Annotated in this window: 21 protein-coding genes; all 21 read right to left on the reverse strand. The window is 68.0% G+C overall.

Going from position 1 to position 26,157, the window contains the following annotated elements; translation table 11 throughout:
• Window positions 1-63: 63 nt before the first annotated feature.
• The gene (ybeY, locus tag VF651_12525) at window positions 64-528 is read right to left on the reverse strand and encodes an rRNA maturation RNase YbeY (GenBank protein ID HEX7966528.1); all 465 of its coding nucleotides are present in this window, start codon (window positions 526-528) and stop codon (window positions 64-66) included.
• Window positions 525-1,505, reverse strand: a complete 981-nt coding sequence (locus VF651_12530) for a PhoH family protein (protein HEX7966529.1) — start codon at window positions 1,503-1,505, stop codon at window positions 525-527. The genes ybeY and VF651_12530 overlap by 4 nt, the downstream gene beginning before the upstream one ends.
• A gap of 1 nt (window position 1,506) precedes the next feature.
• A complete protein-coding gene (gene miaB, locus VF651_12535; GenBank protein HEX7966530.1) occupies window positions 1,507-2,868 on the reverse strand; it encodes a tRNA (N6-isopentenyl adenosine(37)-C2)-methylthiotransferase MiaB in 1,362 nt (453 codons plus the stop codon).
• 1 nt (window position 2,869) lies between these two features.
• Complete coding sequence (locus tag VF651_12540; protein ID HEX7966531.1) at window positions 2,870-4,303, reverse strand: mannose-1-phosphate guanylyltransferase/mannose-6-phosphate isomerase; 1,434 nt, start codon at window positions 4,301-4,303, stop codon at window positions 2,870-2,872.
• Complete coding sequence (locus VF651_12545; GenBank protein HEX7966532.1) at window positions 4,300-5,703, reverse strand: phosphomannomutase; 1,404 nt, start codon at window positions 5,701-5,703, stop codon at window positions 4,300-4,302. The genes VF651_12540 and VF651_12545 overlap by 4 nt, the downstream gene beginning before the upstream one ends.
• Before the next feature lie 80 nt (window positions 5,704-5,783).
• Complete coding sequence (locus tag VF651_12550) at window positions 5,784-7,628, reverse strand: nucleoside-diphosphate sugar epimerase/dehydratase (protein ID HEX7966533.1); 1,845 nt, start codon at window positions 7,626-7,628, stop codon at window positions 5,784-5,786.
• A 64-nt stretch (window positions 7,629-7,692) separates the two neighbouring features.
• Complete coding sequence (locus VF651_12555) at window positions 7,693-8,715, reverse strand: glycosyltransferase family 4 protein (GenBank protein HEX7966534.1); 1,023 nt, start codon at window positions 8,713-8,715, stop codon at window positions 7,693-7,695.
• Entirely contained in the window at window positions 8,715-9,554 is an 840-nt protein-coding gene (locus tag VF651_12560; protein HEX7966535.1) for an NAD-dependent epimerase/dehydratase family protein, read from the reverse strand. The genes VF651_12555 and VF651_12560 overlap by 1 nt, the downstream gene beginning before the upstream one ends.
• A gap of 4 nt (window positions 9,555-9,558) precedes the next feature.
• Window positions 9,559-10,428: a glycosyltransferase family 2 protein gene (locus tag VF651_12565; protein HEX7966536.1), complete on the reverse strand. Its 870-nt coding sequence runs from the start codon at window positions 10,426-10,428 to the stop codon at window positions 9,559-9,561.
• Between the two features lies 1 nt (window position 10,429).
• Window positions 10,430-11,491 (reverse strand): GSCFA domain-containing protein, encoded by a 1,062-nt coding sequence (locus tag VF651_12570; protein HEX7966537.1) that lies wholly within the window; start codon window positions 11,489-11,491, stop codon window positions 10,430-10,432.
• A gap of 25 nt (window positions 11,492-11,516) precedes the next feature.
• Window positions 11,517-14,759 carry a glycosyltransferase gene (locus VF651_12575; protein HEX7966538.1) on the reverse strand — a complete coding sequence of 1,081 codons (3,243 nt, stop codon included), beginning with the start codon at window positions 14,757-14,759 and terminating at the stop codon, window positions 11,517-11,519.
• Window positions 14,756-15,703 carry a sulfotransferase gene (locus VF651_12580; protein ID HEX7966539.1) on the reverse strand — a complete coding sequence of 316 codons (948 nt, stop codon included), beginning with the start codon at window positions 15,701-15,703 and terminating at the stop codon, window positions 14,756-14,758. Before VF651_12580 ends, VF651_12575 begins: the two co-directional genes overlap by 4 nt.
• Before the next feature lie 89 nt (window positions 15,704-15,792).
• On the reverse strand, window positions 15,793-16,953 hold the full coding sequence (locus VF651_12585) for a sulfotransferase domain-containing protein (protein ID HEX7966540.1): 1,161 nt from the start codon (window positions 16,951-16,953) through the stop codon (window positions 15,793-15,795).
• Entirely contained in the window at window positions 16,950-17,663 is a 714-nt protein-coding gene (locus VF651_12590; protein ID HEX7966541.1) for an ABC transporter ATP-binding protein, read from the reverse strand. Before VF651_12590 ends, VF651_12585 begins: the two co-directional genes overlap by 4 nt.
• Window positions 17,664-17,670: 7 nt before the next feature.
• The gene (locus tag VF651_12595; protein HEX7966542.1) at window positions 17,671-18,435 is read right to left on the reverse strand and encodes an ABC transporter permease; all 765 of its coding nucleotides are present in this window, start codon (window positions 18,433-18,435) and stop codon (window positions 17,671-17,673) included.
• A gap of 54 nt (window positions 18,436-18,489) precedes the next feature.
• On the reverse strand, window positions 18,490-20,664 hold the full coding sequence (locus VF651_12600; protein HEX7966543.1) for an LTA synthase family protein: 2,175 nt from the start codon (window positions 20,662-20,664) through the stop codon (window positions 18,490-18,492).
• The gene (locus VF651_12605; protein HEX7966544.1) at window positions 20,648-22,792 is read right to left on the reverse strand and encodes an LTA synthase family protein; all 2,145 of its coding nucleotides are present in this window, start codon (window positions 22,790-22,792) and stop codon (window positions 20,648-20,650) included. The genes VF651_12600 and VF651_12605 overlap by 17 nt, the downstream gene beginning before the upstream one ends.
• Window positions 22,789-23,850 carry a dTDP-glucose 4,6-dehydratase gene (rfbB, locus tag VF651_12610; protein HEX7966545.1) on the reverse strand — a complete coding sequence of 354 codons (1,062 nt, stop codon included), beginning with the start codon at window positions 23,848-23,850 and terminating at the stop codon, window positions 22,789-22,791. The genes VF651_12605 and rfbB overlap by 4 nt, the downstream gene beginning before the upstream one ends.
• Window positions 23,843-24,709 (reverse strand): dTDP-4-dehydrorhamnose reductase, encoded by an 867-nt coding sequence (gene rfbD / locus VF651_12615; protein ID HEX7966546.1) that lies wholly within the window; start codon window positions 24,707-24,709, stop codon window positions 23,843-23,845. The genes rfbB and rfbD overlap by 8 nt, the downstream gene beginning before the upstream one ends.
• Window positions 24,706-25,248, reverse strand: coding sequence for a dTDP-4-dehydrorhamnose 3,5-epimerase (gene rfbC, locus VF651_12620; protein ID HEX7966547.1), 543 nt, complete (start codon window positions 25,246-25,248; stop codon window positions 24,706-24,708). The genes rfbD and rfbC overlap by 4 nt, the downstream gene beginning before the upstream one ends.
• A complete protein-coding gene (gene rfbA / locus VF651_12625) occupies window positions 25,248-26,129 on the reverse strand; it encodes a glucose-1-phosphate thymidylyltransferase RfbA (GenBank protein ID HEX7966548.1) in 882 nt (293 codons plus the stop codon). The genes rfbC and rfbA overlap by 1 nt, the downstream gene beginning before the upstream one ends.
• Between the last annotated feature and the right edge of the window lie 28 nt (window positions 26,130-26,157).

Raw genomic sequence — 26,157 nt, forward strand, 5'->3', positions numbered from 1 at the left:
CAATGGGCCGTCAGGAGCGGGTCGGAAGCGGATTTTACCAGCAAAATCGCGGGGTTCGGTGCCTCAGCGGGGTGCGTAAGGGTCAGGGTACCCGAGACCGGCCAGGATGGCCGTCTCCAGGGGCTCCATCTCGGCCGCCTGGCGCTCATCCACGTGGTCATAGCCCAAAAGGTGCAGGCAGCCGTGCACCACCATGTGGGCCCAGTGGGCCTCCGCCGCCTTGCCCTGGGCCGCCGCCTCCCGCGCCACCACCGGCGCGCAGATGACCAGATCCCCGAGCGCCGCCACCGGCACGCCGGGCGGCAACTCCGCCGGGAACGACAGCACGTTGGTGGGGCCGGCCTTGTGGCGGTACCTGCCGTTGAACTCAGCGCTCTCCGCCTCACCCACGACACGGATGGAGAGCTGCGCCTCGGTGCGCCGCCCCATGAGAGCCGCCTCTACCCAGCGCGCGAGGGCCGCCGCATCGGGTACGCCGTCCGCACCACTCACGTCCTCCACGTCCAGCTGGATACCGCCGCCGCTCATTCCTTGTCGCGCTGCTCGTAGGCAGTGACGATGCGCTGCACCAGCGGGTGGCGCACCACGTCGGCAGCGGTGAAGAATGTGAAGCTCACGCCGGGCATGTCGCGCAAGAGCTCCACCGCGTCGCGCAGGCCCGAGCGCTGGACCCGCGGCAGGTCCACTTGGGTGATGTCGCCCGTCACCACCGTGCGCGAGCCGAAACCGATGCGCGTGAGGAACATCTTCATCTGCTCGATGGTGGTGTTCTGGGCCTCATCCAGGATGATGAAGGCCTCGTTGAGGGTGCGGCCGCGCATGAACGCGAGAGGCGCCACCTCGATGACGCTGCGTTCCATGAGGCGCGTGACCCGCTCGAAACCCAGCATCTCGTAGAGCGCGTCGTAGATGGGGCGAAGGTAGGGATCCACCTTCTGGGTGAGGTCGCCGGGAAGGAAGCCCAGCCTTTCGCCCGCCTCCACCGCGGGGCGCACCAGCACCAGGCGCCGCACTTCGTCCCGGTTCAGGGCCGCCACCGCGCTCGCCACCGCAAGGTAGGTCTTGCCGGTGCCGGCCGGGCCGATGCCGAAGTTGAGGTCGTGGCTCGCGATGTTGTGCAGATAGCGGCGCTGGTTCGCGCCGCGGCCGCGGATACGGCCCTGCTTGGTATCGAGGGCGGGCTCGTCGCCGTCCGGCTCCGCGGGCACGGCCCGTCGATCCGCCAGGGCCGCTTGGCTCAGGCTCATGTGTACGGTCTCGCGGCTGATGCGTTCCTTGGCGGTGGCTGCATACAGTTCCTTCAGCACCCGCTCCGCCGCCTGCACCATGCCCGCCGGGCCGATGACCCGGAACTGGGCGCCGCGGTTGTTGATCTCGATGCCGAGACGCTGCTCAAGGTGGCGCAGGTGCTCGTCGAACTGGCCGCAGAGGTTCGCGAGGCGCGCGTTGTCGGCGGGCTCCAGGATGAAGTCGGTGGTGGCGGGAGTGTCTTCTGCCGCAGCCATATCAACCGGCGACACGGCGCGCCGCCATGGGTGCCACGGCCCCGGTGTCAGCCAAGCGGCCACGGTAGGAGTTCTGCATGGCCTGTGTGATGTCCACCTCCGCGAAGTGGCCGATGAGGTCCGCGTCGCCCGGGAAGTTCACCCAGCGGTTGCACTCGGTCTTGCCGGCCACCTCCCGCGGGTCGCGCTCGGCATGCTTCTCGACCAGCACCCGCTGGCGGGTGCCGACCCGGGCCTGCATGTAGTCCTGGCCGAAGGCGTGCACCCGCGCCTGCAGGAGCTCCAGGCGCCGCACCTTCTCGTCGTGGAGCACGTCGTCCTCGTAGCCGGCGGCCGGCGTGCCGGGGCGGCGGCTGTAGATGAAGCTGAAGGCCTGGTCGAAGCGCACGTCCTCGATCAGCTTCATGGTGTCATGGAAGTCACGCTCGCTCTCGCCGGGGAAGCCGACGATGAAGTCGGAGGACAGGCTGATGTCCGGGCGCGCCTCCCGCAGCCTGCGGATCTTGGCCCTGTACTCGAGGGTGGTGTGGCCGCGCTTCATGGCGGCGAGGATGCGGTCCGAACCGCTCTGCACCGGCAGGTGCAGGTAGCCCGCGAGCTTGGGTATGTCCGCGTAGGCACGGATCAGCCGCTCGGAGAACTCCAGCGGATGGGAGGTGGTGAAGCGGATGCGCTCCACCGCGTCCAGCGCGGCGACGTACTCCACGAGCAGCGCGAGGTCCGCCGTGCCGCCGCCGTGCATGGCGCCGCGGTAGCCGTTCACGTTCTGGCCGAGGAGCGTGATCTCCTTCACGCCCTGGTCCGCGAGCTCGGAGACCTCTACCAGCACATCATCAAATGGCCGGCTCACTTCCTCGCCTCGGGTATAGGGCACCACGCAGAAGGTGCAGTATTTGCTGCAGCCCTCCATGATGGAGACGAAGGCGGTGGCACCCTCGGCGCGGGGCGGCGGGAGCCGGTCAAACTTCTCGATCTCGGGGAAGGACACGTCCACCACCGGCCGCTGCGTGCGGCGCGTCTCCTCCAACATCGCCGGCAGGCGGTGCAGGGTCTGGGGACCGAACACCAGGTCCACGAACGGCGCGCGCTTCACGATGCCGCCGCCCTCCTGGCTCGCCACGCAGCCGCCCACGCCGATGACCACGCCGGGCCTGGCCTTGTGGTGCTTCCACAGCCCGAGCTGGGTGAACACCCTCTCCTGGGCCTTCTCGCGCACCGAGCAGGTGTTGAGCAGGAGCACGTCCGCCTCGGCCGGATCCTCGGTGAGGCTGTAGCCCTCCGCCGCCGCCAGCACCTCGAGCATCTTGCCCGAGTCGTACTCGTTCATCTGGCAGCCGAAGGTCTTGATGTGGACACGGACCATGTCAGCGGCCGTAGATGTCGTCGAAACGCACGATGTCGTCCTCACCCAGGTACGAGCCCGTCTGCACCTCGATGATGGCGAGGTCGGTGTCGCCGGGGTTGCTGAGACGGTGCTTGTGCCCGGCCGGGATGTAGGTGGACTGGTCGTGCTCGAGCCTGAAGGTCTTGTCGCCGTTCACGATCTCCGCCACGCCCTCGATCACCACCCAGTGCTCGCTGCGGTGCTCGTGCATCTGCAGCGACAATGAGGCGCGCGGCTTCACCACGATGCGCTTCATCTTGTAGTGCGGCCCCTCCTCCAGCACCGTGTAGGTGCCCCAGGGCCGGTGCACGGTGCGGTGCAGCCTGGCGGACTCGTGGCCGTCCGACTTGAGCTTGTCCACCACCTGCTTCACATCCTGGGTCCGGTCCCGGTGCGCGATGAGCAGGGCATCGGGGGTGTCCACCACGATGAGCCCTTCCACGCCCACCGCGGCGACCAGCCGGTCGCCGCCCTGTACGTAGTTGTCGCGGGAATCCACCAGGATGGCCTGGCCCGCCACCCGGTTGCCCTGGGCGTCGGGTGCGGTGAGCTCGCTGACGGAGCGCCAGGAGCCGATGTCGCTCCAGCCGATGGCGCTCGGCACCACCTTCACGTTGTCGGCCTTCTCCATCACCGCGTAGTCGATGGAAATGGCCGGCGCCTGCGGGAACAGCTCGGATTCGATCTGCACCGCACGCGGGTCCTTGGCGGCCGCGGCGCTACGCTTCCAGGATTCCTGCGTCTTGGTGTAGATGTCCGGCGCGTAGCGCTGGATGGCCGCGAGGATGGCGTCCGCCCGGAAGCAGAACATGCCGGAGTTCCAGAGGTAATCGCCGGAGGCCAGGAAGGACTGGGCCCGCTCCAGGTCCGGCTTCTCCACGAAGCGCTTCACCGCGCCCGCCGCGCCCTGCTTCCAGGCGCCGGCGGACTGGATGTAGCCGTAGCCTGTCTCGGGCGCCGTGGGCACGATGCCGAAGGTGACGAAGCTGCCCTTCTCCGCTTCAGGTGCAGCGACCGCGACGGCTTTCAGGAAGGCGTCGCGGTCTTCGACGAGATGGTCCGCCGGCAGCACCAAGAGCAGTGTGCCGCCGCCGTGGCGTTCCGCCGCCATGAACGCCGCCATGGCGATGGCGGCGGTGGTGTTGCGGCCGACCGGCTCCAGCAGGAACGAGACCTTGGCACCGTTGAGCACCCCCTGCAGGCCCTCGAGCTGCTCCTGGCTCTGGAAATGGTGGTCGCGGTTCGTGACCACCGCGATCTCTTTCACGCCCGGCAGCGCAGCAGAGCGCGCCAGGGTGTTCTGCAGCAGCGTCATGCCGCCCTGTACTTGCATGAAGGGCTTGGGACGCGCCTCGCGCGATACCGGCCAGAGCCTCGTACCGGCGCCGCCGGAGATGATGACAGGCAGGATCATGCGTGAGCCCTGGCCGCGGGAGCGCCCATCTTATCAATGAACGCCAGGAGCTCATCGGTGCGGGCCTGCATCAGTGCCGCGTCGCCACGGGACTCCACGTTGAGCCGCAGGACCGGTTCGGTGTTGGACTTGCGCAAGTTGAAGCGCCAGTCCTTGTATTCCAGGCTGAGACCGTCCACCTGGTCCATGTGGGTCGCGGCGGGCTGGTACTTGGCTTCCACCGCCGCGATCACCCGGTCCGGGTCCGCCACCACCCGGTTGATCTCGCCGCTCACCGGGAACGCAGCCTGCTGCGACTCGACGAGCTGCTTCAGGCTCTGGCCGGTGCGGCTCACGAGCTCCGCCACCAGCAGCCAGGGGATCATGCCGCTGTCGCAGTAGCGGAAGTCGCGGAAGTAGTGGTGGGCGCTCATCTCGCCGCCGTAGAGCGCATCCTCGCGGCGCATGCGCTCCTTGATGAAGGCGTGGCCGGTCTTGCTCAGCACCGGCAGCCCCCCGGCGGCCTTCACCGTCTCGAGGGTGGACCACGTCAGGCGCGGGTCATGCACGATCTTCGCGCCCGGGTGGCTCGCCAGCAGCGTGCGCGCCAGGAGCCCCACCAGGTAGTAGCCTTCCACGAAGCCGCCGTCGCCGTCGAAGAAGAAGCAGCGGTCGAAGTCCCCATCCCAGGCGATCCCCATGTCGGCCTTGTGTGTGCGCACCGCTTCGGCGGTGACGGCGCGGTTCTCCGGCAACAGGGGGTTGGGGATGCCGTTGGGGAAATTCCCGTCGGGTTCATGCTGCAGCTTCACGAACTTGAACGGCAGCTCGGGCTCCAGCACGTCGATGACGGGACCCGCGCAGCCGTTGCCCGCATTGGTGACGATAGTGAGGGGCTTGAGCGCCCCCACGTCCAAGTATCCCAGCAGGTGGCGCACATAGTCGCGCTTGAGATCCAGAGTCTCGCAGCGGCCGCGCTTATGGGGTGTCTTCCATTCGGGCTGCGCCGCCACCCGCGCCTTGATCTCGAACAGGCCGCTGTCTCCGCTCACCGGGCGCGAGTCCTCGCGCACCAGTTTCATGCCGTTGTACCCCTGCGGGTTGTGGCTGGCGGTGACCATGATGCCGCCGCCGAGGTTGCGGCTGAAGGTGGCGTGATATACCTGCTCGGTCCCGCACAAGCCGATGTCGAGCACATCGGCACCGGCGTCCTGCACGCCGCGCGCCACGGCGGCGGCGAGTTCGGGGCTGGAGAGGCGCACGTCACGGCCCACCGCCACGCGCTTTGGGCCCGTGAGCTCGACGAAGGCGCGGCCGATGGCATAGGCGATGTCCGCGTCCAGTTCTTCGGGGACGCGGCCGCGGATGTCGTAGGCCTTGAAGGCGGCGCCCAGGCGGGCGGCCAGGTCGGTGGCTGTCATATATAGAGGGGCCGGGCCCGCGACAGGACCGGCGGCGGCGTTGCTATGGAAGGCGGATTATAGACCGTGGGCCGCGGGGCTCACGACTTTACCAGGCGCAAGGCGACTCGGCCCGTGCCCTGTTCCCCGCTCTCGGCCTGGGGCGTGAACTCCGGCACCAGGGCGCGCAGCTGCACCTTGGCCCGCTCCGGGTCCGCCGCCACCGCCTGCAGGCTGTCGATGCCCGCATTCAGCGCGTCGAGCTGGGCCGGCACCGCGTTGGCCAGCAGCAGCTTGGGATGGGTGGTGCCCTTGAGCTCCTCGCGGGTGTAGAAGAGCTCCTCATGCATCTTCTCGCCGGGCCTAAGGCCCGTGTACACGATCTGGATGTCCTGGTGGGGCCGCAGGCCCGAGAGCTGGATCAGCTTCTCAGCCAGGTCACGGATGCGTACCGGCTCACCCATGTCCAGCACGAAGATCTCGCCGCCGCGGCCGATGGCGCCCGCCTGCATGATGAGGCTGGCGGCCTCGTGGATGGTCATGAAGTAGCGGGTGATGTCCGGGTCGGTGACGGTGACCGGACCGCCGGCGGCGATCTGCCGCTCGAACAGCGGCACCACCGAGCCGTTGGAAGCCAGCACGTTGCCGAACCGGGTGGTGACGAAATGGGTGCCGGCGTCGCGGTTGAGGGCCTGGCAATAGAGCTCGGCCACGCGCTTGGTGGTGCCCATCACGTTGGTGGGGTTCACCGTCTTGTCGGTGGAGATCAGCACGAACTTGTCCACGCCGTGGCGCAGCGCCGCATCGGCGATGACGCGGGTGCCGAAGATGTTGTTGCGGATGCCCTCCGCGACGTTCTCCTCCACGATCGGCACATGCTTGTAGGCGGCGGCGTGGAAGATGATCTCGGGCTTGACCTGGGCGAACAGCGTCTCTACCGCGGTCTCGTCCTGGATGTTGCCGAGCGCGCTGGTGAACACCAGCGAGGGCGCGGTGGCGGCCAGCTCCTGGTCGATGCTGTAGAGGTTGTATTCGCTGTTGTCCATCACCACCAGCAGCGCCGGATCGTGGCGGCTGATCTGGCGGCACAGCTCGGCGCCGATGGAGCCGCCGCCGCCCGTCACCAGCACGCGCTTGCCGCGCAGGAAGTCGGAGATGGCGCGCGAGTCCAGCACCACCGGGTCGCGGCCGAGCAGGTCCTCCACCGTGACGGGGCGCAGGCGCGAGACCTCGACCCGGCCGTCGGCGAGTTCCGTGAGCGAGGGCAGCGTGCGGCAGGGCACATGCACCTCGTTGCACATCTGCACCACCCGGTCCATGGTCTTGCGCGAGGCCGAGGGCATGGCGATGAGCACGATGTTCGCGTCATAGGCGCGCACCAGGCGCGCGATGTCGTCGAGGCGGCCGCGCACCCGCACGCCCTGCACCTCGTGGCCCTGCTTCTCGGCGGCGTCGTCCACCAGCGCCACCGGCAGGAACGGCCCATGGCGGCGCAGGTCGCGGATCAGGAGCTCGCCGGCGCGGCCGGCACCGACGATGATGGCGCGCGCGGTGCTCTCGTCGCCGAAGGTCATCCAGCGGTCCTTGAGCACGCGGTACAGCATGCGGCTGCTGCCGAGGCCGATCGCGAGCAGGATCGGGTACAGCAACAGCACCGAGCGCGGTACGCCCTGCAGGCGGCCGAACAGGAACGCCGCCAGCACGGTGGCGAGGGCGCCCAGCACCGTGGCCTTGACGATGCGCATCAGGTCGGGGATCGAGGCGTAGCGCCAGATGCCGCGGTAGCAGCCGAACATCCACAGCGTGAGTGCGTGCGCCGGCAGTGCCATGCAGGTGATGAGCAGCATGCCGCCGAAATAGATGTGCGGGATCGGAGTGAGGTTGAAGCGCACCCAGTAGGCGAGCAGCACCGCGACCGGGATCCACAGCAGATCGTGGAGGAACACGGTCCACCGGCTGCGCAACAGCAACCACCCGTCTCGTCTGGAGCCCATCTGGATCGATTCCTCTTTAAGTCGGCACGCGTCGGCACTCAAGCGTATTAACGTACGCGATGAGCGCCAGGTAGACCGCCGCCGCCCACCCCAACAGGAGTCCCTGAACTCCTGGTTCAGTGAAGCAAAAGCCGGCTACGGCTAGCAAGCTACATTTTAACATAAGGACGTATTCCCAGAGTACCGCCCGGCGGTGGCTCCAGCCCAGTCCGACCAGACGCTGATAGAAGTGCTCCCGGTGGGCTTGCCAGGGCCGTTGGCCATGCACGGCACGACGTATCACCGTCCAAGTGGCATCCACCACGAAGGGCGAGAACACCAATAGCCCCAGCCAGAGGGGGAACAGGTCTTGGCGCTCCGCCCAAAGAAGAAACAGAGCCACCAGCAGGCCGAGGCTTCCCGAGCCCACGTCCCCCATGAAGAGGCGTGCCGGGGGGAAGTTGAAGGGCAGGAAGCCCCCCGCTGCTGCTGCTGCCAACAACGCCACGCCGGCGAACACAGGCGCATGGGCCAAGCAGCCCAACAGCGCAAAGGTGCCGAAGCCGATGACGGCCATTCCCCCGGCAAAGCCGTCCATCCCGTCCATGAAGTTATATAAGTTGATCAACCAGACGGTCAGCAGCAGGCTGAATGCCATGAGCACTCCATGGGGCGCATGCCACTCCCATCCCGGCAGGAGATGCAGGGATCCGAGCGCATACCCGCCCCAGTCCACCAATCCCAGAGCCGCAAGCACATGCACCAGGAGACGTAGCCAGGCCGGCAGCCGCCAGACATCATCTGCGAAGGAGACGGCAGCCACCATCAACAGCGGCACCGCCACCCAGCCCAGGCCGGGCACATGCCACCCGGTGGTGAGCAGACCCACGCCGAGACCCGCCAGGATCGCGAGGCCGCCGGAGCGCGGCGTCGCGCCGGAATGGAGCGAACGTGCGTTGGGCAAGTCCAGGAGCGCGAAGCGGCCGCGGTAGCGGCTCAGGAAACCTGCGAGTGCCGCGCTCATCGCAGACGCGGCGAGGACCGCAAAGAGCAGGCGCATCACGGTGCCGGCCCCGGCGTGAACGGCCGCGGCCGGATGCCGAGCGCGTGCTCCGCGGCGGCGCAATCGAACACCATGTCCCGGTTCATGCGCTCCGCCACCTCCGGCGTGAGAGCGCGGTAACGCGGCAAGAGGCGCGCGGCGGCGATGGCCGCGCGGTAAAGGAAGACCGGCACCGGCAGGATGCGCGGCTCGCGTCCCAATGCCCGGAAGATGCGTTCCAGCATGGCGCGGTAGCTCAGGGTCTCGCCGCCGGCGATCTCGTAGGCCGCCGACTGCGGCAGCGTGAGCGCCGCCACGCAGGCGGCGGCGAGATCGTCCGCGTGCAGCGGCTGGCGCATGCCTCGCCCCGGCCAGGCCAGCGGGAAGAAGCCGATGCGGCGGATGAGCGCGGCGATGCGCGCCACGTTCTTGTCGCGCCGGCCGTCGTAGACGAGCGTGGGCCGCAGCAGCGTGTAGACCACGCCGCGGGTGCTGCACGAATCGATCATCCCCTGCTCCGCTTCCCGCTGGTGGCGCACCAGCTCGCGTTCTCGGTGCGAGGCCGAATCCACCTTGGTGTAGACGCTGGTGGTGCCGATGGCCACCACCCGGCGCAGGCTCGCGGGCGCGCCTCGCAGCAACCGCGGCAGGAGCGGCAGGGGCGCCAGGTGGATGAGTGCCTGGGTGTCGGCGAGCGCCGCGCTCCATGCTTCATCTCTGGCCACGTCCACCTGTCGCCATGCGCTGTCAGGATGGGAACGGCGGCTCAGCACCATGACCTCGTGGCCGGCGCGGGCGAGGCGCGGCAGGAGGTAATCTCCCACCACGCTGCTGCCGCCGGTCACCAGCACGCGCATGGACTCAACGCCGCCGCAGCCGGACGATGGGCGCGAGCAGCAGGAAGCGTGACCAGATGCCCGCCCACACCAGCACCGTGAGCCAGGCTGGGCTCGCGGCACGCTGGAACTTGGAGAAGTAGCGCCACATGCCCCGGTGCTTGTGCCAGAGCACGAACACCGGCCGGCCGCGGCTGGAGGCGCCCTGCACGTGGCTCACGCTCACGGCCGGCACGAACAGCACGCCTGCCCCGGCCTGCTGCACGCGCTTGCACAGGTCGAGGTCCTCGCAGTGCAGGAAATAGCCCTCGTCCCAGCCGCCCAGCCGTTCGAAGAGGTCACGGCGTATCAGGAGGCAGGCGCCGGAGATGGCTTCCACCGGCGCGGGGCCATCAGGCAGCGGCGTGCCCGTGAGGTCGAAGCCGCTCACCTTGCCGTCGGTGCCCGGGCCATCGAGTTTGAGCACCCGCATCAGCGCGCGGCGCGTGTCCGGCAGGTGGCGGCGGCAGCCGCGCTGCTCGCTGCCATCACTGTTTAGCACCAGCGGGCCCAGCATGCCCGCCTGGGGACGCGCCTCAAGCACCGCCACCAGGCGCTCGAGCGCTCCCGCCGGCATGCGGCAGTCGGGGTTGATGAACAGGAGGTAGCGGCCGGTGGCGGAAGCGGCGCCCTGGTTGCAGGCGGCGCCGAAGCCGCGGTTCACGGGATTGCGCGCCAGCACCACGCCGGGGTGCGCGCCGGATTCCAGGAACGCGAGGCTGCCGTCCTCGGAGGCGTTGTCCACCACCACGGTGCGGACCAGGCCCTGCTGGCCGGCGAGGGATTCCACCAGCCCGCGCAGCAGCGGGCCGGCGTTGTAGTTGACGGTGACCGCCGTGACCGCCGCGGCGGACACCTCAGCCCTCGACGAAGTTGCGCATGAACAGGTCCATCACGTGCTGGGTCATGCCGCCCTGCACATGGCGCAGGTCGTCCTCCCAGGCCATGCCCCGCTCCGAATTCATGACGATCTCGTAGCTCGGGAAGTACTGCACGTTGTCGTGGGCCGAGGCGAAGTCCTGGGCCACCGCGCGGAGCGTCGACTTGGAGTAGGTGTTCGCCACCACGATGTCCTGGCCGCTGAAGGTCGCCTGCAGCGGGACCGGCGAGGTGGTCACCACCATCTGCAGCTCCGGATGGCCGTGGCGGCTGAGCAGCGCGTGCAGCTGCTCCATGTTGTCCATGTTCTGCAGGTAGTTGGAGACCATGAACTCGTAGCGGCCGGGGTTCAGCTGCAGCATCTCCTTGTTGGGCGTGGTGTTGAGGTACACCTCCGCCTGCTTGTCGTACCAGACCTCCACCAGGCCCAAGGTCATGAACACCACGCGGCAGTCGCGGATGCGGGCGTTGACCTCCTGGATCAGGCGCCGCCGCTCCAGGGTGCCGGCCCGGTCCACCACCTCGAGGGTGGGGTTGATGTGCGGGTCGATGCAGCGCTTAGCGTCCAGGTCCACGAGGCTCGTCTCGGGGAACTTCACCGCCGGGTCCAGCGCCCAGCTGAGCTCGTTCAGCATCGAATAGGTGGTGTACTTGTTGGTGAAGCCGAGCGCCGTGACCTTGCTGTGGCCGGTGCTGGTGCTGAAGCGGTCGAAGTCGGTGGCGGCGCTAACCACCTGGAAGCCGCGCCCCTTGAGCGCGTTCTCGATGCCGCGCGCGAAGCAGGAGCCGATGGCGAACAGCTTGTCCTGCCTGTCTATCTTGAACTCCGGCTGCACCATCGCCGAGAAGCGCGGCTGGCGCAGGCGCTGGCAAGCGTAGGGCCCGGCGGCATCCTTGAAGTCGATGCCGGCCTTGGACCAGCGCGAGTGCTCCTTGCCGGAGGACTGGGTGGCTTGGGGCCCCGGGCGGTGGCCGCCCAGGCGGGCGAACATCGCGCGCAGGCGCGGGTGGCTGTCGAGGGTCTTGTCGAGGAATCCCATGGCTGTGCTCCGTGCGCGGCGCGGCCTAGCCCGCCGCCTTCAGTTCCTGCTGCCGGTCGATGGAGGTGATCACCTCCGCGAGGCGCCCGCGGATCACCTCCGGTGAATAGCGTTCCCGCACCACCCGCCGGCCGGCCTGCGACATGCGCTGCCACAGCTCAGGATCGGTGTAAGCGCGCACTACCGCGTCGGCGAAGCTCTGCGGGTCGTCGCCGATCAGCACCTCGCGCCCGTCCTCCACATACATGCCCTCGGCGGCGATGGAGGTGGCCACCACCGGCAGGCCGTAGCTGAAACTGGTGCCGAGCTTGCCCTTGATGCCGGCACCGAAGCGCAACGGCGCCACCATCAGGCGGCAGGAATTGAAGTAAGGGGTGATGTCCTTCTGGAACCCCAGCACCTGGATGTGGTCGCAGGCGAGGTCGCGTATCTCCGCCGGCGGCCGCGAGCCCAGGATCAGGAACCTGAGGTCCGGGATGCGGCTCCTCAGCGCGGGCAGCACCTCGCGGCAGAAGTACAGCACCGCCTCCACGTTGGGGTTGTGCTGGTAGCCGCCGATGAACAGGATGTCGCGGCGCGCCTCGAAGCCGGGGCCCTGAGGCTCCTCCGGGATCACCAGCTGCACCACGTGCACGTTCGCGCGCGGCGCCTCCTGGGCCAGGAGCTCCTTCTCCACCGGGCTCACCACGATGCTGGCGTCGGACTCGCGGATGAGCTTGAGCTCGTCGGCGCGGGTGCGCTCGGCGCGGTCGGCGATGAGCGGGTTGTTCTCCACCGCCGCCTGGCGCCGCTCACGCAGGTAGTGCAGGTCCACAGTGTCGTAGATGACGCGCAGGCCCGGCGCGGCCTTCTTGAGGTGGTCGAGGTGGCGGATCGCCACGTAGGGCCGGCACAGCATGGCGAGCTGGAACTCGCCGGCGCGGGCCTTGATGAACTGATCCACCGACACGCAGTGCGGCTCGTACACGCATTCGATGCCGAGCCGCTGCAGGTCGCGGGTGTATTCGCCGTCGTGCAGCAGGTTGTCCGGCACGAAGGTGACCTTGTAGCCCAGTGACTGCAGCAGCTTCAGGTGGTAGAACTTGAGCAGCGAGCCCGCATCGTGGTCCGGGCGCGGCGTGTTGGCGTCGATCACCAGCAGGCGCTTGGTGACGCTGCGGTCCTTCTCCAGCAGCGGCAGCATGCCGTTAGGACGGTGCGAGGCCAGCACGTCCTTCCAGCGCTCGTGCAGCTTCTTGAGGTTCACCACCTGGTACTTCTTCACGCCGGAGCCGAGGTCGGTGCCGGAGCTCACGCCCTCGTAGTGAACGATGGTGGAGAGCGGCTGGTACAGGACCCTGAGGCCGCGCTTGCGCACCTGGAAAGCGAGGTCGGTGTCCTCGCAATAAGCGGGCGCGTAGTGGCTGTCGAAGCCGCCGAGTTCGCGGAACAGCGCGAGGGGCACCATGATGCTGGCGCCGGAGCAATAGTCCACGTCCCGCAGGTAGTTGTACTCGGGACGGTCCGGGTCGTCGAAGCGTCCGTAGTTCCAGGCAGAGCCATCGCGCCAGACGATGCCGCCGGCCTCCTGCAGGCGCCCGTCCGGATACACGAGCTTGGAGCCGACGAGACCCGCCTCGGACACCTGGTCGAAGGTCGCGCGCAGCTCGTCCAGCCAACCCGGCAGCACCTGCACGTCGTTGTTCAGGAAGTACACATAGCGGCCGCGCGAGGCAGTGGCGCCGGCGTTGCAGGCGCCGATGAAGCCGAGGTTCTGCTCGTTCTTGACCACCCGCACGCCCTTGCAGCGGGCCAGCACCGCCGGGGTCTCGTCCTTCGAGCAGTCGTCCACCACGATCACCTCGAAGGGCGTCTTGGCGCCGACCGCGGCGATGGAGTTCAGGCAGTGCAGCGTGTGCGCCACGTTGTTGTAGACGGGGATCACCACCGAGACCTCAGGTGTCTCCGAGGTGGCGAGCACCGGACCCTCGCCCGCCAGCACCGCGGCCGGGCCCTTAGGGTCCACCTTCTCGCCACGCACCGCGCGGGTCTTGTAGTCGGCGCTGCCCGGGGCGCCGGCGCCGAAGAGCCGGCCCAGGCTGCGGCGCAGGACCATGCGCAGGCGCATAGGCATGGGGATGCGGTAGTACACGTCGCGGGCCACCAGCCTCAACACCCCTGCGTTCATGAAGCGCAGCTTGGGGATGGAGCGCAACATCACCATCAGGCCGCGCAGCGGCGCGGTAACACGCCAGGAGGTCGAGTGATAGAGCGCCTGCAACTCGCGCTTGAGATGGCCCATCTCCCTGAGTTCGCCCCGCTGCCATTCCAGCTCTTGGGCCCGGGCCACGGCGAGGCCGGCGTGATGGCCGCGTTCCTCGGCGATGTGCTTGATCTCCTGGTCGCGGGCCTGGATCAGACGGTCCTTGTCGGCGAGCGCCGCATCGCGCGCGTGCAACTCGGCGTAGAGCGAACCGAGGATGTGGTCGAAGCCGGCGCTCAGGCCCGCCAGCTCCTTGCCGAGCCGGTCGAGCTGGGCCGGGTCGGTGCCGCCGGTCAAGGTCTTGTAGGTATCGCGGGTGAGCCGCCCGAGCTCGCCGCCCGGCATCAGCTCCGGTTTCTGGTGGTGGCGCAGTTCCTTGTGCACGAAGGCGGACATGCCCTGCTCAAGCGTGCGCTCGTCCGCCGGCCATGCGAGGCCCAGCTTCTCCCAGGCGGGCTTGAGCGCGCCGCGCCAGTCGGCCAGCACCGAGGCATAGTCCACCACCGCCCGCGGGCCGCCGCGGCTCGCCGCCTCCGCGTCCATGAGGTAGCGCAAGGTCAGCAGCGCCGACTTCTCCGGCGCGAAGTCGTTGCGGCTCTTGAGGGAAGCGATGATCTCAGCGGGGTCGCGGGTCGCGATCAGGTAGCAGGGCTGCCAGCCGAGCTCACGCAGGAGGTCCTGCCATAGGGGCAGCATGCGGCACAGGCGCGGGTCCTTGACGCAGGCGAGTTCCGCCGTACCGAAGTCGCGCTTGAGCACCGCCTTCAAGGCATCGCGTTCCGGGCGGATGGTCTCGTAGTTCCACCATTTGTCCGGCAGTGCGCGTACGTCGTCCCAGGCGTAACCGAGCTTGTCGAGGACGGCATCGTGGATGCGCACGATCTCGTCGTGCTCCCAGAAACCCATCACGTTGTCCTGGCCCGCCGCCATCATCCGGTCGCCGAGCTCGGCACCCAGCAGGCGGCAGCTGCCTGCCAGCACCGAGGTGCCGCTGCGGTGCATGCCAAGGATCATCAGCATCTTCATACGGAACGCCCCCACAGCGCGGACAGGCGCGCCCCCAGGCCCCGGCGGATGCGCGCCACCGGCGGCTCTTGCAAGCGGCGGCAGTGCTCCTCGAACAGGCGCTGCATCTCGGTGCGGGCGCCGGCGTCGCCCTGTTCCAGGCTCTCGGGTGCCGCCAGCATGTCGCGGTAGAGCTGCTCGGCCTCGCGGGCGGCGGTCGTGCTGGTGTCCACCGGCACCGAGTCCTTTTCCACCTCGGAGCTGTTGATCTTGTTGTCGAGCGGCTTCAGGCAATCGGCGGAGTAAGTCTCACCCAGGAACGCCAGTACCCGGCGGAACGCCTGCTCCGGCTGGCCGGTGAAGTCTTCGTAGCGCACGCGCAGCATGCGCGCACGGCCGAGCGCGCGCTCGCCCAGCCAGGCGGCGCGGGTGAGCCTCAACCAGGCCTGGTAGGCCTCGTCGTGACCATAGTCGCGCGCGCCGGTGCGGGAGAACTTCATGAGCGAGCGCGCCACGTCGTGCGGGTTGCGCAGGAGGTGGACGAAGCGCGCACCGGGGAACAGGCGCGATAGCGGGTATATATAGTGCGAGTTCTCGGGGGTCGCGTCGGCCCAGCGGCGCTTGGGGTCGTCCGGCGAGCGGCGCCGGTGCATCTCACCCTTCACCTTGCGCTCGGTGTGCTCGATGAGCCGCTGGTTGGCGGCACCCATGAGGTGCTGCAGGCCCTCGCCGAACAGGCGGTAGAACTCGTCCTCGTCCATGCCGATCTGGCCGAGGTGCGAGAAGCCGCCGTTCACGGTGGCGAGGCGATAGAGGTTGTCCAGGTCCACACCCAGGCGTGCCAGCCAGTTGGTCTCCGGCAGGTTCACGATGTTGGGGTGCTGGCCCAGGCACCAGCAGAAGATGCTGGTACCGGAGCGGTAGGAACCCACCACGAACACCGGGCTGTGGCTATGGTCCGACATCAGGAAGGGTCCTTGGGGAGACGCTGGAGCCGGCGGCGGCAAGACCCTGAATTTTATCTTAAATCTACCCTGCCAGTCCCATTGAGGCCTCAGCCTGGCGGCGAAAATGCCCCGGGCTCCGCGTCCCGGGTGTAGCCCATGGCGGCGAGCTCGGTGCCGGCGATTCGCCACACCAGCGCCCGGTCGCGGGCGGTGAGGCTCTCGCGCCATTCCCCCGCCACGCCCTTGCGCATCACATCCTGCCCGGCCACGCCCCGTGGCCGCCCGCTCTGGGCCTCGAAGGAGCTCGCCCTGGCCACCGCTGCTACGGTTGTTGGGGAGGCGTCGGCGCCGAGCGTCTGCAGGAGGCGCCGGAACTCGCCGTCGAAGTCCGCCAGGAGGTCTTCGTAGCGCAGCACCGTGAGTTCGCCCCGCTCCGCCGCCTTGAGTACCTTCCGCACCCGGTCCGCCCACACCGACAGGGAGCGGCCGAGGCGCCAATCCTCGCCGTAACCGGCCAGGCGGCGCAGTGCCGTGACGCCGCGGATACCCGCCTCGCGGGCCAGCGCCACCGGTTTCATGAAGCTCACGTGGCTGTGCTGCCATGCCATGCGCCGCTCGCGCATGAGCTGGCGATAGTGGAACGCCGATACCGCCGCATCCCGGCCGTCGCGCACGATCGCCACGCGCGGCGCCTGGGGCCGCCATTCCCTAAGCGCGTCCAGGCACAGGATCTGGTCCGCGCCCTTCAGCACCAGCCGCTGGCCCGGCTTGAAGGCCGGCGCCAGTGCCGACAGGAACCCGTCCATGGCCTGAGCCGGCGTCGAGGCCTTGCGCAGCGCCTCGAAGGCGGCGGCCAGCAGCGCCGGCGGGAAGTTGAGGAACCCGACCGGCTTGCCCTGCGAGGCCCGCTCGCCGCCGGCGGTGGAACCTTCCGTCAACATCGCCGTCAACACCCGCACCGCAACCTCGGCCGGCAGGTCGTAAAGAGACGCGACGTCGCGGTAGCTGCCATCGGGGAGATAACGATGGAATGCGCCGGGCGCCAGCTGCTCGACCCTGAGCGCACAGAATGCGCTCCGGCCGAACACGTTGGCCAACCGCTCGCGTGGCGGCAATAGGTGCCGGCCGCTACGCCCGGCCACAGACCGCAGCACGTCCAGCTCGCGCAGGGCCGAGAACTCAGGATGGGCCGCCAGCGCGGAGAGCAGCCAGCTGGTGCCGTTCTTGTAGAGGCCGACGATGAAGACCGGATCGGCTGGCCGGTTCACTTCCGTGGGCCGCTGGACTGCATGTTCTTCAGGTAACGCTCCACCACGGCCTTGGGCTCGCCGATCTCCACGGTGGCACCCTTCTCTACCCACACCACCCGGTCGCACAGCTCCAGCACCGTGTCGGTCTGATGGGTCACGATCACCACGGTCTTATCGGAGGCGATCTTCTGGCGCATGACGGCTGAGGATTTCTCCTTGAAGCTGGCGTCACCGGTGCCCAGCACCTCGTCGATGAGCAGCACGTCCGGGTCGGCGCGGGAGGCCACGGTGAAGCCGAGCCGCGCGCGCATGCCGGAGGAGTAGGTGCGCACCGGCTCGTCGATGAACTGCTGGAGCTCGGCGAAGCGCACGATCTCATCCATGCTCTCCTCCACCTGGCGGCGGGTCATGCCCAGCAGGATACCGGACAGCACTGCGTTCTGGCGGCCGGTGAGGGAGGGGATGAAGCCCGCCTGCAGCGCCAGCAGCGAGACGCGCTCGGTCCTGCGCACGATGCAGCCATTGTCCGGAGCCAGGATGCCGGCCAGCAGGCGCAGCAGCGTGCTCTTGCCGGCGCCGTTGCGGCCTATCACGCCCAGCGTCTCGCCGTGCCGAAGGTCGAAGCTCACGTCGTGCAGGGCCCAGAACGCCGAGGAGCGCAGGAAACCCGCCTTCCGCCGGTAGCGCACGCCCACGTTCTTGAGTTCGATGATGGTGTCGCCGCTCATGCGCCCCTCAGACGATCATGAGTTTTGGATAGGAACGGTCGAAGCGCTTCAGCAGCCATAACGCCAGGGCATAGATCATGCAGGAAGCCAATAACACGGCGGCGAGCGCGCTCCAATCCGGCCAGACCTTGGACACCAGGACGTCGTGGAAACCCGCGATGACCGGCACCATGGGGTTGAGCCGCAGCACCTGCGCCACGCTGGGGGGCAGGCGGCTGATGTCGTTGATGACGCCCGAGATGAACAACATGACGACCAGGCCGTTGCTGATGATGAGGTCCAGGTCGGGGAGCAGCGGCACCAGCGCGGCCGCGAGGGAAGCCAGCGCCAGGGTCAGCATCAGCTCCACCACCACCAGGAACGGCAACGCGAGCCAGGACGTCCCGATGCCGTTGGTATATGCAGCCAGGCACAGCAACAGAGCCAGGATGATGAGAAACTTCATGCCGTTGGTGACCAGCACCATGCTCGGCAGGATGTACTTGGGCAGGTAGACCTGCTGGATCAAGCCGCTGTTGGCCTGGATGATCCCGCCGCCGTTCTGCACCGTGCTGGAGAAGAGCTTCCACGGCACCAGTCCGCTCAGCAGGAACAGCAGCCGGTGCTCGCCGCCCTGGCGCAACCCCAGGCCGAAGGCCAGGTAGAAGGCCATCATGTAGAGCAGCGGCTCCAGCACCCACCACGCGAAACCCACGTAGCCGCGGGCCGCGTCCGCATGCAGGTCGGCCAGTCCCCTGTACCAGATGAGTTCGGCGTAACGCGGCCTGCGCATCCGTTCGGTCTCTCGAGCGTGGAAGGTGGGCGCGGCGGATCCGCGCGGGCGGCATTATAACCCGACGTGGAACCGTCCTACCTCGATACGGCGGGCATCGCCGTTGCAGCTCACGCTCAGGGCGTGGTCGCCCGGCAGGAACAGCGGCAGCCGCCCGGTCATCACGGCGTCGAGCATGTCGTCGCCCTTGTCCTCGATCCTGAGCTCCTCGAAACCGAGCCAGGCGTGCACCCGCCGCGCGCCGCCGCGGTACCTGATGTGGAACACCGGGCTGCCATCCTGCTGGGGGTTGAAGCCGTGGCCCCAGCGCGTGGACCGGGGAGTCCACTCCACCACCTGCATGTCGCAGGGCTGGCTCGGATTGGCTTCCGAGAGGTAGGGAAGACCCAGAGACGGGATCTCCAGCGCCCGCTCCGGGTCACCGTAGAGCATGGCCGTGGTGTAGCCGGCGCCGCCCACGAGGTCGGTGCGGAACACCTGCATGTCCGCGTGCCAGCGGTTCACCTGGCGGCAGGTCTCGCTGCGGGTCTCTGGCGCACAGAACCCCGGGGTACCCCGGTCCGGCACCACCAGCAGCCGGCCGTTGCGCATGCGCGGGTGCAGCCCTGGCGGCGGCGTGAACACGTCCAGCTCCGTGGGTCCCTGCACGTGCAGCAGTCCGAGCAGCAGGCGCGGCAGCTCGTACAGCGAGATATGCCCGAGCTTGAGGGGGCCGTTGCGCCCGTCGATCACCAGCAGCGGCGTGCTCTGGTGCACCTCCAGCATGGCCGGCGTGAACTCCTCCTCCCTGAGGCCCGTGAGCCCCGAGCGGTGGAACGGCGCGAAGCCGTCGCCGAGCACCGGCAGATGATCGCCGAAGGCCACGATCAGCGCGTCCGGGTCGCGCGCCCTCAGGCGCTGGACGTAGGCGGCGAGTTCGGCGGTGTCGTAGTACACGCTGTCGGCATAGCCATCGATGAGCCTGTCCTTCGAACTGCCATGGATCCGGGGCGGACGCTTGCGCGCGTCCAGCTCGAACGGGTAATGGCCGCTCACGGTGGCGATGTAGGTGAAGCCCGGCCCCGGCGCCGGCTGCTTGCTGGCGAGCGTCTCCCATTGCTCGAACAGCGCCTGATCGGCCATGAAGCCGCCGTTGCGGTCGTCCGGGTCGAAGTTATCGCCATCGTAGAATCGCTGGAAGCCCACGTGGCGGAACACATGGCCGCGGTTCCACACGCCGAAGGCGTCGGGCGTCACCGCGTAGGTGTGGTAGCCCGCCTGGGCCAGGATGCGCGGCAGGCACAGGGCCGGCCGGTCGAGGCCAGTGACGAACACGATCGCGTCGTCGAAGGCGGGCATGCCGCACAGCGCCTCGAACTCCGAGTTCGCGGTGCCCCCGCCGAATACCGGCACCAGCGCCTGGCTGTGGCCGGACTGCTCGTACAGCGCCCGGAACGCCGGCGCGAACGGGTCATGGTCGAAATGCTCGGCCTTGAGCAGCGATGCGTCCCACAGCGTCTCCATCATGAACACGTAGACGTCACGCGGCGGTCCCGCCGCCGCGGGCCGTGGCAGCGGCACCTGCAGCGGCACGTCCCGCAACGCGGCCGCCACCTCCTCCTGTCCCGGCACGCGGCCGGCCACGGCGCGGGCGCGGGCATATTCGTTGAGCAGGAACAGGTGCGGGCCGCGCTCGTAGAAGTTGTAGATCTGGCCGAACGGCGTGTAACCGTAGAAGCGGTCCATGCCGCTCGCGATCTCCGCGGGCATCAGCCGCAGGACCCCATACACCAGCAGCAGCCCCCCGAACAGCAGCACCGGCGTGCGCCGGCGCCAGCGCAGCCCCGCGAGCGCCAGCAGCAGCAGGAGCGCGAACGGCATGGCCATGAGCACGAAGCGCCAGCCCGAGACCTGTTCGAACAATACCGGCAACGCCGTCAGGTCCGCGGGCAGCACCGGTGCCGCGAAGTACTGCATCTTGTAGGCGTTGCCGAGGTACAGGAGGCCCAGCGCCAGCACTTGAACGGCCAGGAACAGCCACCAGGGCCGCAGCAGGAGATACAGCCACCAGGCCAGCAGCGTGCAGGCCGCCATCTCGGACAGGTAGCCCGAGGGGTAGAGACTCATCTGATAGAAGTTTGACAGGAGCAGGTTGAAGAACGTCAGCAGCAGCAGCGTGCTGAGAGGAGGCAACCATAGGACGCGCCAGCGGCGCGCTCGGCTGGTCGGGGCCTCAGAAGAGCCTGACATGGAAATCCCCCACCTGCACCGGCTTGTCATCGCCGTTGCATTTCAAGGTGAGGGCACGGGAACCCGGCAGGTACAGCCGCGCGCGGCCAGACAGCGTGGCCGCGATGCGATGGTCGCGGTTGATCACCTCCAACCGGTGCGAGCCCAACCAGGCCTGCACCCGACCGGCCTCACCCGTGTACTCGATCCAAAAGGTGGAACTGCCGCCACGGTGCGGGTTGAAGATGCGTCCCACCCGTCCCTCCCGCGGCCCCCAGGCGGTGATGGTGATGCCGCAGGGATGCACGTCCATGGGGGCGTGGTAGCTCTCACCGGTATCAGGGATCGCCAGCTGGTAGGCATCGCCATACAGCAGCGGCACCAGGTACTCGTCGCCCGAGACCATGTCGGTACGCAGGGTCTGCATGGCCCGGTACCAGGCGTCAGCCTGCTCGCAGCCCTGCTTGGGGGCATCGCTGTCACAGAAGCGCGCCTCACCCGCGTCGTCGGTGACGAGAAAGCGCCCCTCGCCGATGGGGCGCGGATGAGTATGGGCCGGCGGCGTGAACACATCCACGGCAGCAGGCCCGGAAGCGCCCAGCAGCGACAGTACCAGGTGCGGGATCTCGAACAGCGAGAGCCGGCCGAGCTTGAGCGGTCCGCGCCGGCCATCGATGACGATGAGCGGCGTGCTCTGGCGCGCGCGCATCTGCATCGGGGTGAAGCGCTCCACGTTGTGCGGGAACAGCCTGGAAGCGGTGAAATCCCTGAGCTTGTTGCCCAGCGCCGGCAGATGGTCGCCGAACACCACGATCAGCGCGTCCGGGTCCGCAGCGCGCAGCTTGGCCAGGTAGTCGGCGAGATCGCGGGAATTGTAGTACACCGCATTGGCATAGTCGGTGACGGCGTGGTTGGGAGAGCTGGCCTTGACCACCGGTGGGCGTGTCGCCGGGTCCATCTGGAACGGATAGTGGCCGCTGGTGGTGACCGTGTACACGAACCGCGGCGCGGGTTCCTTCGGCACTCGTTCCAGCATCTGGCTGAACAGCGAGGCATCCGCCAGGAAACCACCGTTCAGGTCGTCCAGGAAGAAGCTCTCCTTGGCATAGAACCGGCTGAAGCCCAGGTAACGGTAGACGTTGTTGCGGTTCCAGGTGCCGTATTCGTCCGGCGCCACCGCCACGGTGCGGTAGCCGGCCTGGGCCAGGAGCATCGGCAGGCAGGGCATGGCATGGACCACGCTGGTCACGAAGGCGATGCCGCCCGGCGTCACCGGCGCGCCGCAAAGCTCCTCGAACTCGGAGTTCGCGGTGCCGCCGCCGAACACCGGCACCTGCGCCCAGCCGTGGCCGGCCTCGTCCCACAAGGCGCGCAGCTCCGGCGCCATGGGGTCCTGGCTGAAGTGCACCGAACTCAGCAGCATCGGATCCCAGAACGCTTCCATCAGGATCACGTACACATCGCGCGGCTTCTCGACCTTGAGGAGCGGCAACGGCTTGTCGAAGCCACGGTCCTTGAGCGCCGCGGCCACCTCGGCGCGCGTCGGCAGCTCCCCCTGCAGCATGCGCTGGCGCGCATACTCGTTCAGGAAGTAGACGAGCGGACCGCGCGCCTGGAAGTTATTGACCTCGATGAAGGGCTTGTAGCCGAAGAAGCCGTCGAGGCTCTTGGTGAGGGGTCCTGGCAGGAACAGGAGGGCGAGCCACAGCGGCACCACGCCGACCGCCAATGCGATGGCCGCGTAGCGATCGCGGCGGATGCCCAGCAGGAATACGAGCGCCATCGCCACCAGCGGCGACACGGCCAGCACGAAGCGCCAGCCGAACAGCACGTCCAGCAGCACCGGCAGGGTATTCGCGTCGGACGGCAGGATGGGCGCAGCCAGGAGGTCGATCTTGAGGCCGTTGCCGATGTAGAGCGTCCCCATCAGCACCGTCTGCAGCAGCAGGAACGCCCATAACGGCCGCATCAGCCAGTACAGCCAGTAGCCGAGCGCGAGCTCGGCCAGCGCGTCGGCCGCGAGGCCGGACCAGGTCAGGGTGTAGCCGAAATAACGCCGCACCACGAGGTCGTAGACGCCCATGAGCAGCAGCGTCGAGACCAGCGGGATGAGGTGGCGGAACCGGCGGTCCCGCAGCGGAATCCTCAAGCCTTATCTCCGCCCAGGCCGCGGCGCTCCGCCGCGGTCTTGTGGCCGGCCACCGCCTCACACCAGTCCAGGTGCGTGAGGTACCAGTCCACGGTCTTGGCCAGGCCCGAGGCAAGGTCCTCCGCCGGCTGCCAATCCAGTTCTTTCTTTATATAGCGGATGTCGATGGCATAGCGGCGGTCGTGGCCGGGCCGGTCCTGCACGAACTTGATGAGCTCCTCATGGGGGCGGTGCTGGGAATCCGGGCGGCGCTCATCCAGCAGCTTGCAGATGGTGCGCACGATCTCGATGTTCTTGCGTTCGCCGTTGCCGCCCACGTTGTAGGTCTCACCGAGCTTGCCCTTCAGGATCACCCGCTCGATGGCGGTGCAGTGGTCCGCCACATACAGCCAGTCCCGCACCTGCTGGCCGTCGCCATACACCGGTATGGGCCGGCCGGCCAGGGCGTTCAGGATGATCACCGGGATCAGCTTCTCCGGGAACTGGTAGGGACCATAATTGTTGGAGCAGTTGGTGATGGTCACCGGCAGGCCGAAGGTGCGGTGGTAGGCCCGCACCAGGTGATCAGAGGAGGCTTTGCTGGCTGAATACGGCGAGCTCGGATCATACGGCGTCTTCTCGTGGAACGCCGGATCGTCGGGGCCGAGGGAGCCGAACACCTCGTCGGTGGAGACGTGGTGGAAGCGGAAATCCCCCTGCTTCCCGGCCCATGCGGCCTTGGCGGCCTTCAGCAGCACGTGGGTACCGAGGATGTTGGTCCTGATGAACGCATCCGGGCCGTCGATGGAACGGTCCACGTGGGACTCGGCGGCGAAGTGCGCGACGGTGTCGATGCCCTCCTCCCGCATGAGCTGGTTGACGAGTTGCTCGTCGCAGATGTCACCCTGCACGAAGCGGAAGTTGGACTTGCCTTCCACGTCCTTGAAGTTCAGCGTGCTCCCCGCGTACGTGAGTGCATCCAGCATCACCACCCGATCCTGCGGATGCATCTTCAGCCAGTGGTGCAGGAAGTTCGCGCCGATGAAGCCCGCGCCGCCGGTGATGAGGACCTTACGCATCTTTGAGTTCCTTCAGCATCTTCTTCAGGTTATCGCGCCAAGGCGCGGCGCGCATGTCCAGGGCCGCCTCGGTGGAGCTGCGGTCCAGCATGCTGTAGGCCGGGCGCCGCGCCGGCGTCGGGTATTCCGCGGTGGTGATGGGGAACACCTCCACCGGCGTCCTGAGCAGCTTGAGCTCCCGGGCGTCGGCCGCGATGGCCATCGCGAAATCGTACCAGCTCGCCGTGCCGGCATCGGTCCAGTGGTGCAGGCCGTGGAAACCGGGCGTTGCCGCCGCCTTCCACAGCACCGCTGCGATAGAGCTGGCCCAGGTGGGGCTCCCCTGCTGGTCGCTGACCACCTTCACTGTGCCCCGCTCGCCCATGAGACGCAGCATGGTGCGCACGAAGTTGTGGCCCTGGGCTGCATACACCCAGGCGGTGCGCAGCACCAGCGCCTTTGGGTCCGCCGCGAGCACCGTGCGCTCCCCTTCCAGCTTGCTCTCGCCGTAGGCGCCGAGCGGCGCGGGCCGGGCATCGGGTTTGTAGGGCTCGCTCGCCTTGCCGTCGAACACGAAGTCGGTGGAGATATGCAGGAAACGTGCGCCCTGGGCGCGGGCGGCCTCCGCCAGCCAACCCGGTGCCACGCCGTTGGCGCGGAACGCCAGGTCCCGCTCGCTCTCGGCCTTGTCCACGGCGGTATAGGCGGCGGCGTTGATGACGAGCGCAGGCGCATGCGCAGCCACCGTGCGCATCACCGCCTCGCGGTCGGTGATGTCCAGATCCTGCCGGTTGAGAGATACGAGATCGACGTGGGCGGGCTTGAGCTCAGCGAGCGCCCGCGCCACCTGGCCGCCCGCCCCCGTCACCAGGGTCTTCACGGATAAGTGTCCGCTTCAGCCAGCGGCTTGCCCAGCCTGTCCTTGGGGGACAGCAGCGGCGCGCCGTTGAGGGGCCAGGCGATGCCGAGCTTGGGGTCGTCCCAGCGCAGGGTGCGCTCGTGCTCGGGGGCATAGAAGTCCGAGCACTTATAGAAGAACTCGGCGGTCTCGGACAGCACATAGAACCCATGGGCGAAGCCCGGCGGCACCCAGAGCTGATGCTTGTTGTCGGCGGAGAGCACGGTGCCGACCCACTTGCCGAAGGTCGGGGAACTCTTGCGGATGTCCACCGCCACATCGAACACCTCGCCCTGGGTCACTCGCACCAGCTTCCCCTGGGGCTGCTTGATCTGGTAGTGCAACCCGCGCAGCGTGCCCTTCACGGAGCGGCTGTAGTTGTCCTGCACGAACGGCACGTCGAGGCCGGCGGCAGCGAACTTGCGCGCCTCCCAGCTCTCGAAGAACCAGCCGCGCTCGTCGCCGAACACTTTTGGCTTGACGAGCACCACATCCGGGATGTCGAGGCGCTGGAACTCCATCAGGCCTGGGCCTCTTTGAGGAGCTTCATCAGATACTGGCCGTAGCCGCTCTTCAACAGCGGCTGCGCCAGCTTCTCCATCTGGGCCGCATCGATGAAGCCCTGGTGGAAGGCCACCTCCTCGGGGCAGGCGACCTTGAGGCCCTGGCGGTTCTCGATGGTGGCGATGAAGTTGGAAGCTTCCAGCAGCGACTCGTGGGTGCCGGTGTCGAGCCAAGCCACGCCGCGGCCGATGATCTCCACCTGCAGCGTGCCCTTGTCAAGGTACGCGACGTTCGCGTCGGTGATCTCCAGTTCGCCGCGGGCGGAGGGCTTCAAGGCCTTGGCCACGTCCACGATGCCGTTGTCGTAGAAGTAGAGTCCCGTCACGGCATAGCTGGACTTCGGTGCCTTGGGCTTCTCCTCGATGCCGAGCGCCTTGCCCTGCTTGTCGAAGTGCACCACGCCGTAGCGCTCCGGGTCCTTCACGTAGTAGGCGAACACCGTGGCGCCCTTGTCGCGGGAGGCGGCGCGGCGCAGCTGCTCGGAGAAGCCGTGGCCGTAGAAGATGTTGTCGCCCAGGATAAGGCAGACGGGATCCCTGCCGATGAACTGCTCACCCAGGATGAAGGCCTGCGCCAGCCCCTCCGGGTTCGGCTGCACCACGTAGCTCAAGGAGAGCCCCCATTGGGAGCCGTCGCCCAGCAGGTTCTTGAACATGGGGGCATCGTGGGGCGTGGTGATGACCAGGATCTCGCGGATGCCCGCCAGCATGAGCGTGGTCAGCGGATGGTAGATCATCGGCTTGTCGTAGATCGGCAGCAGCTGCTTGCTGGTGACGCGCGTCACCGGATGCAGGCGCGTGCCCGAGCCGCCGGCCAGGATGATGCCCTTGTACTTCATGTCCGTCCCCGTGGTGCCGGCCGCGGCG

It is taken from the genome of Gammaproteobacteria bacterium, assembly GCA_036383255.1.
Classification (GTDB): domain Bacteria; phylum Pseudomonadota; class Gammaproteobacteria; order Natronospirales; family REEB76; genus DASUBN01.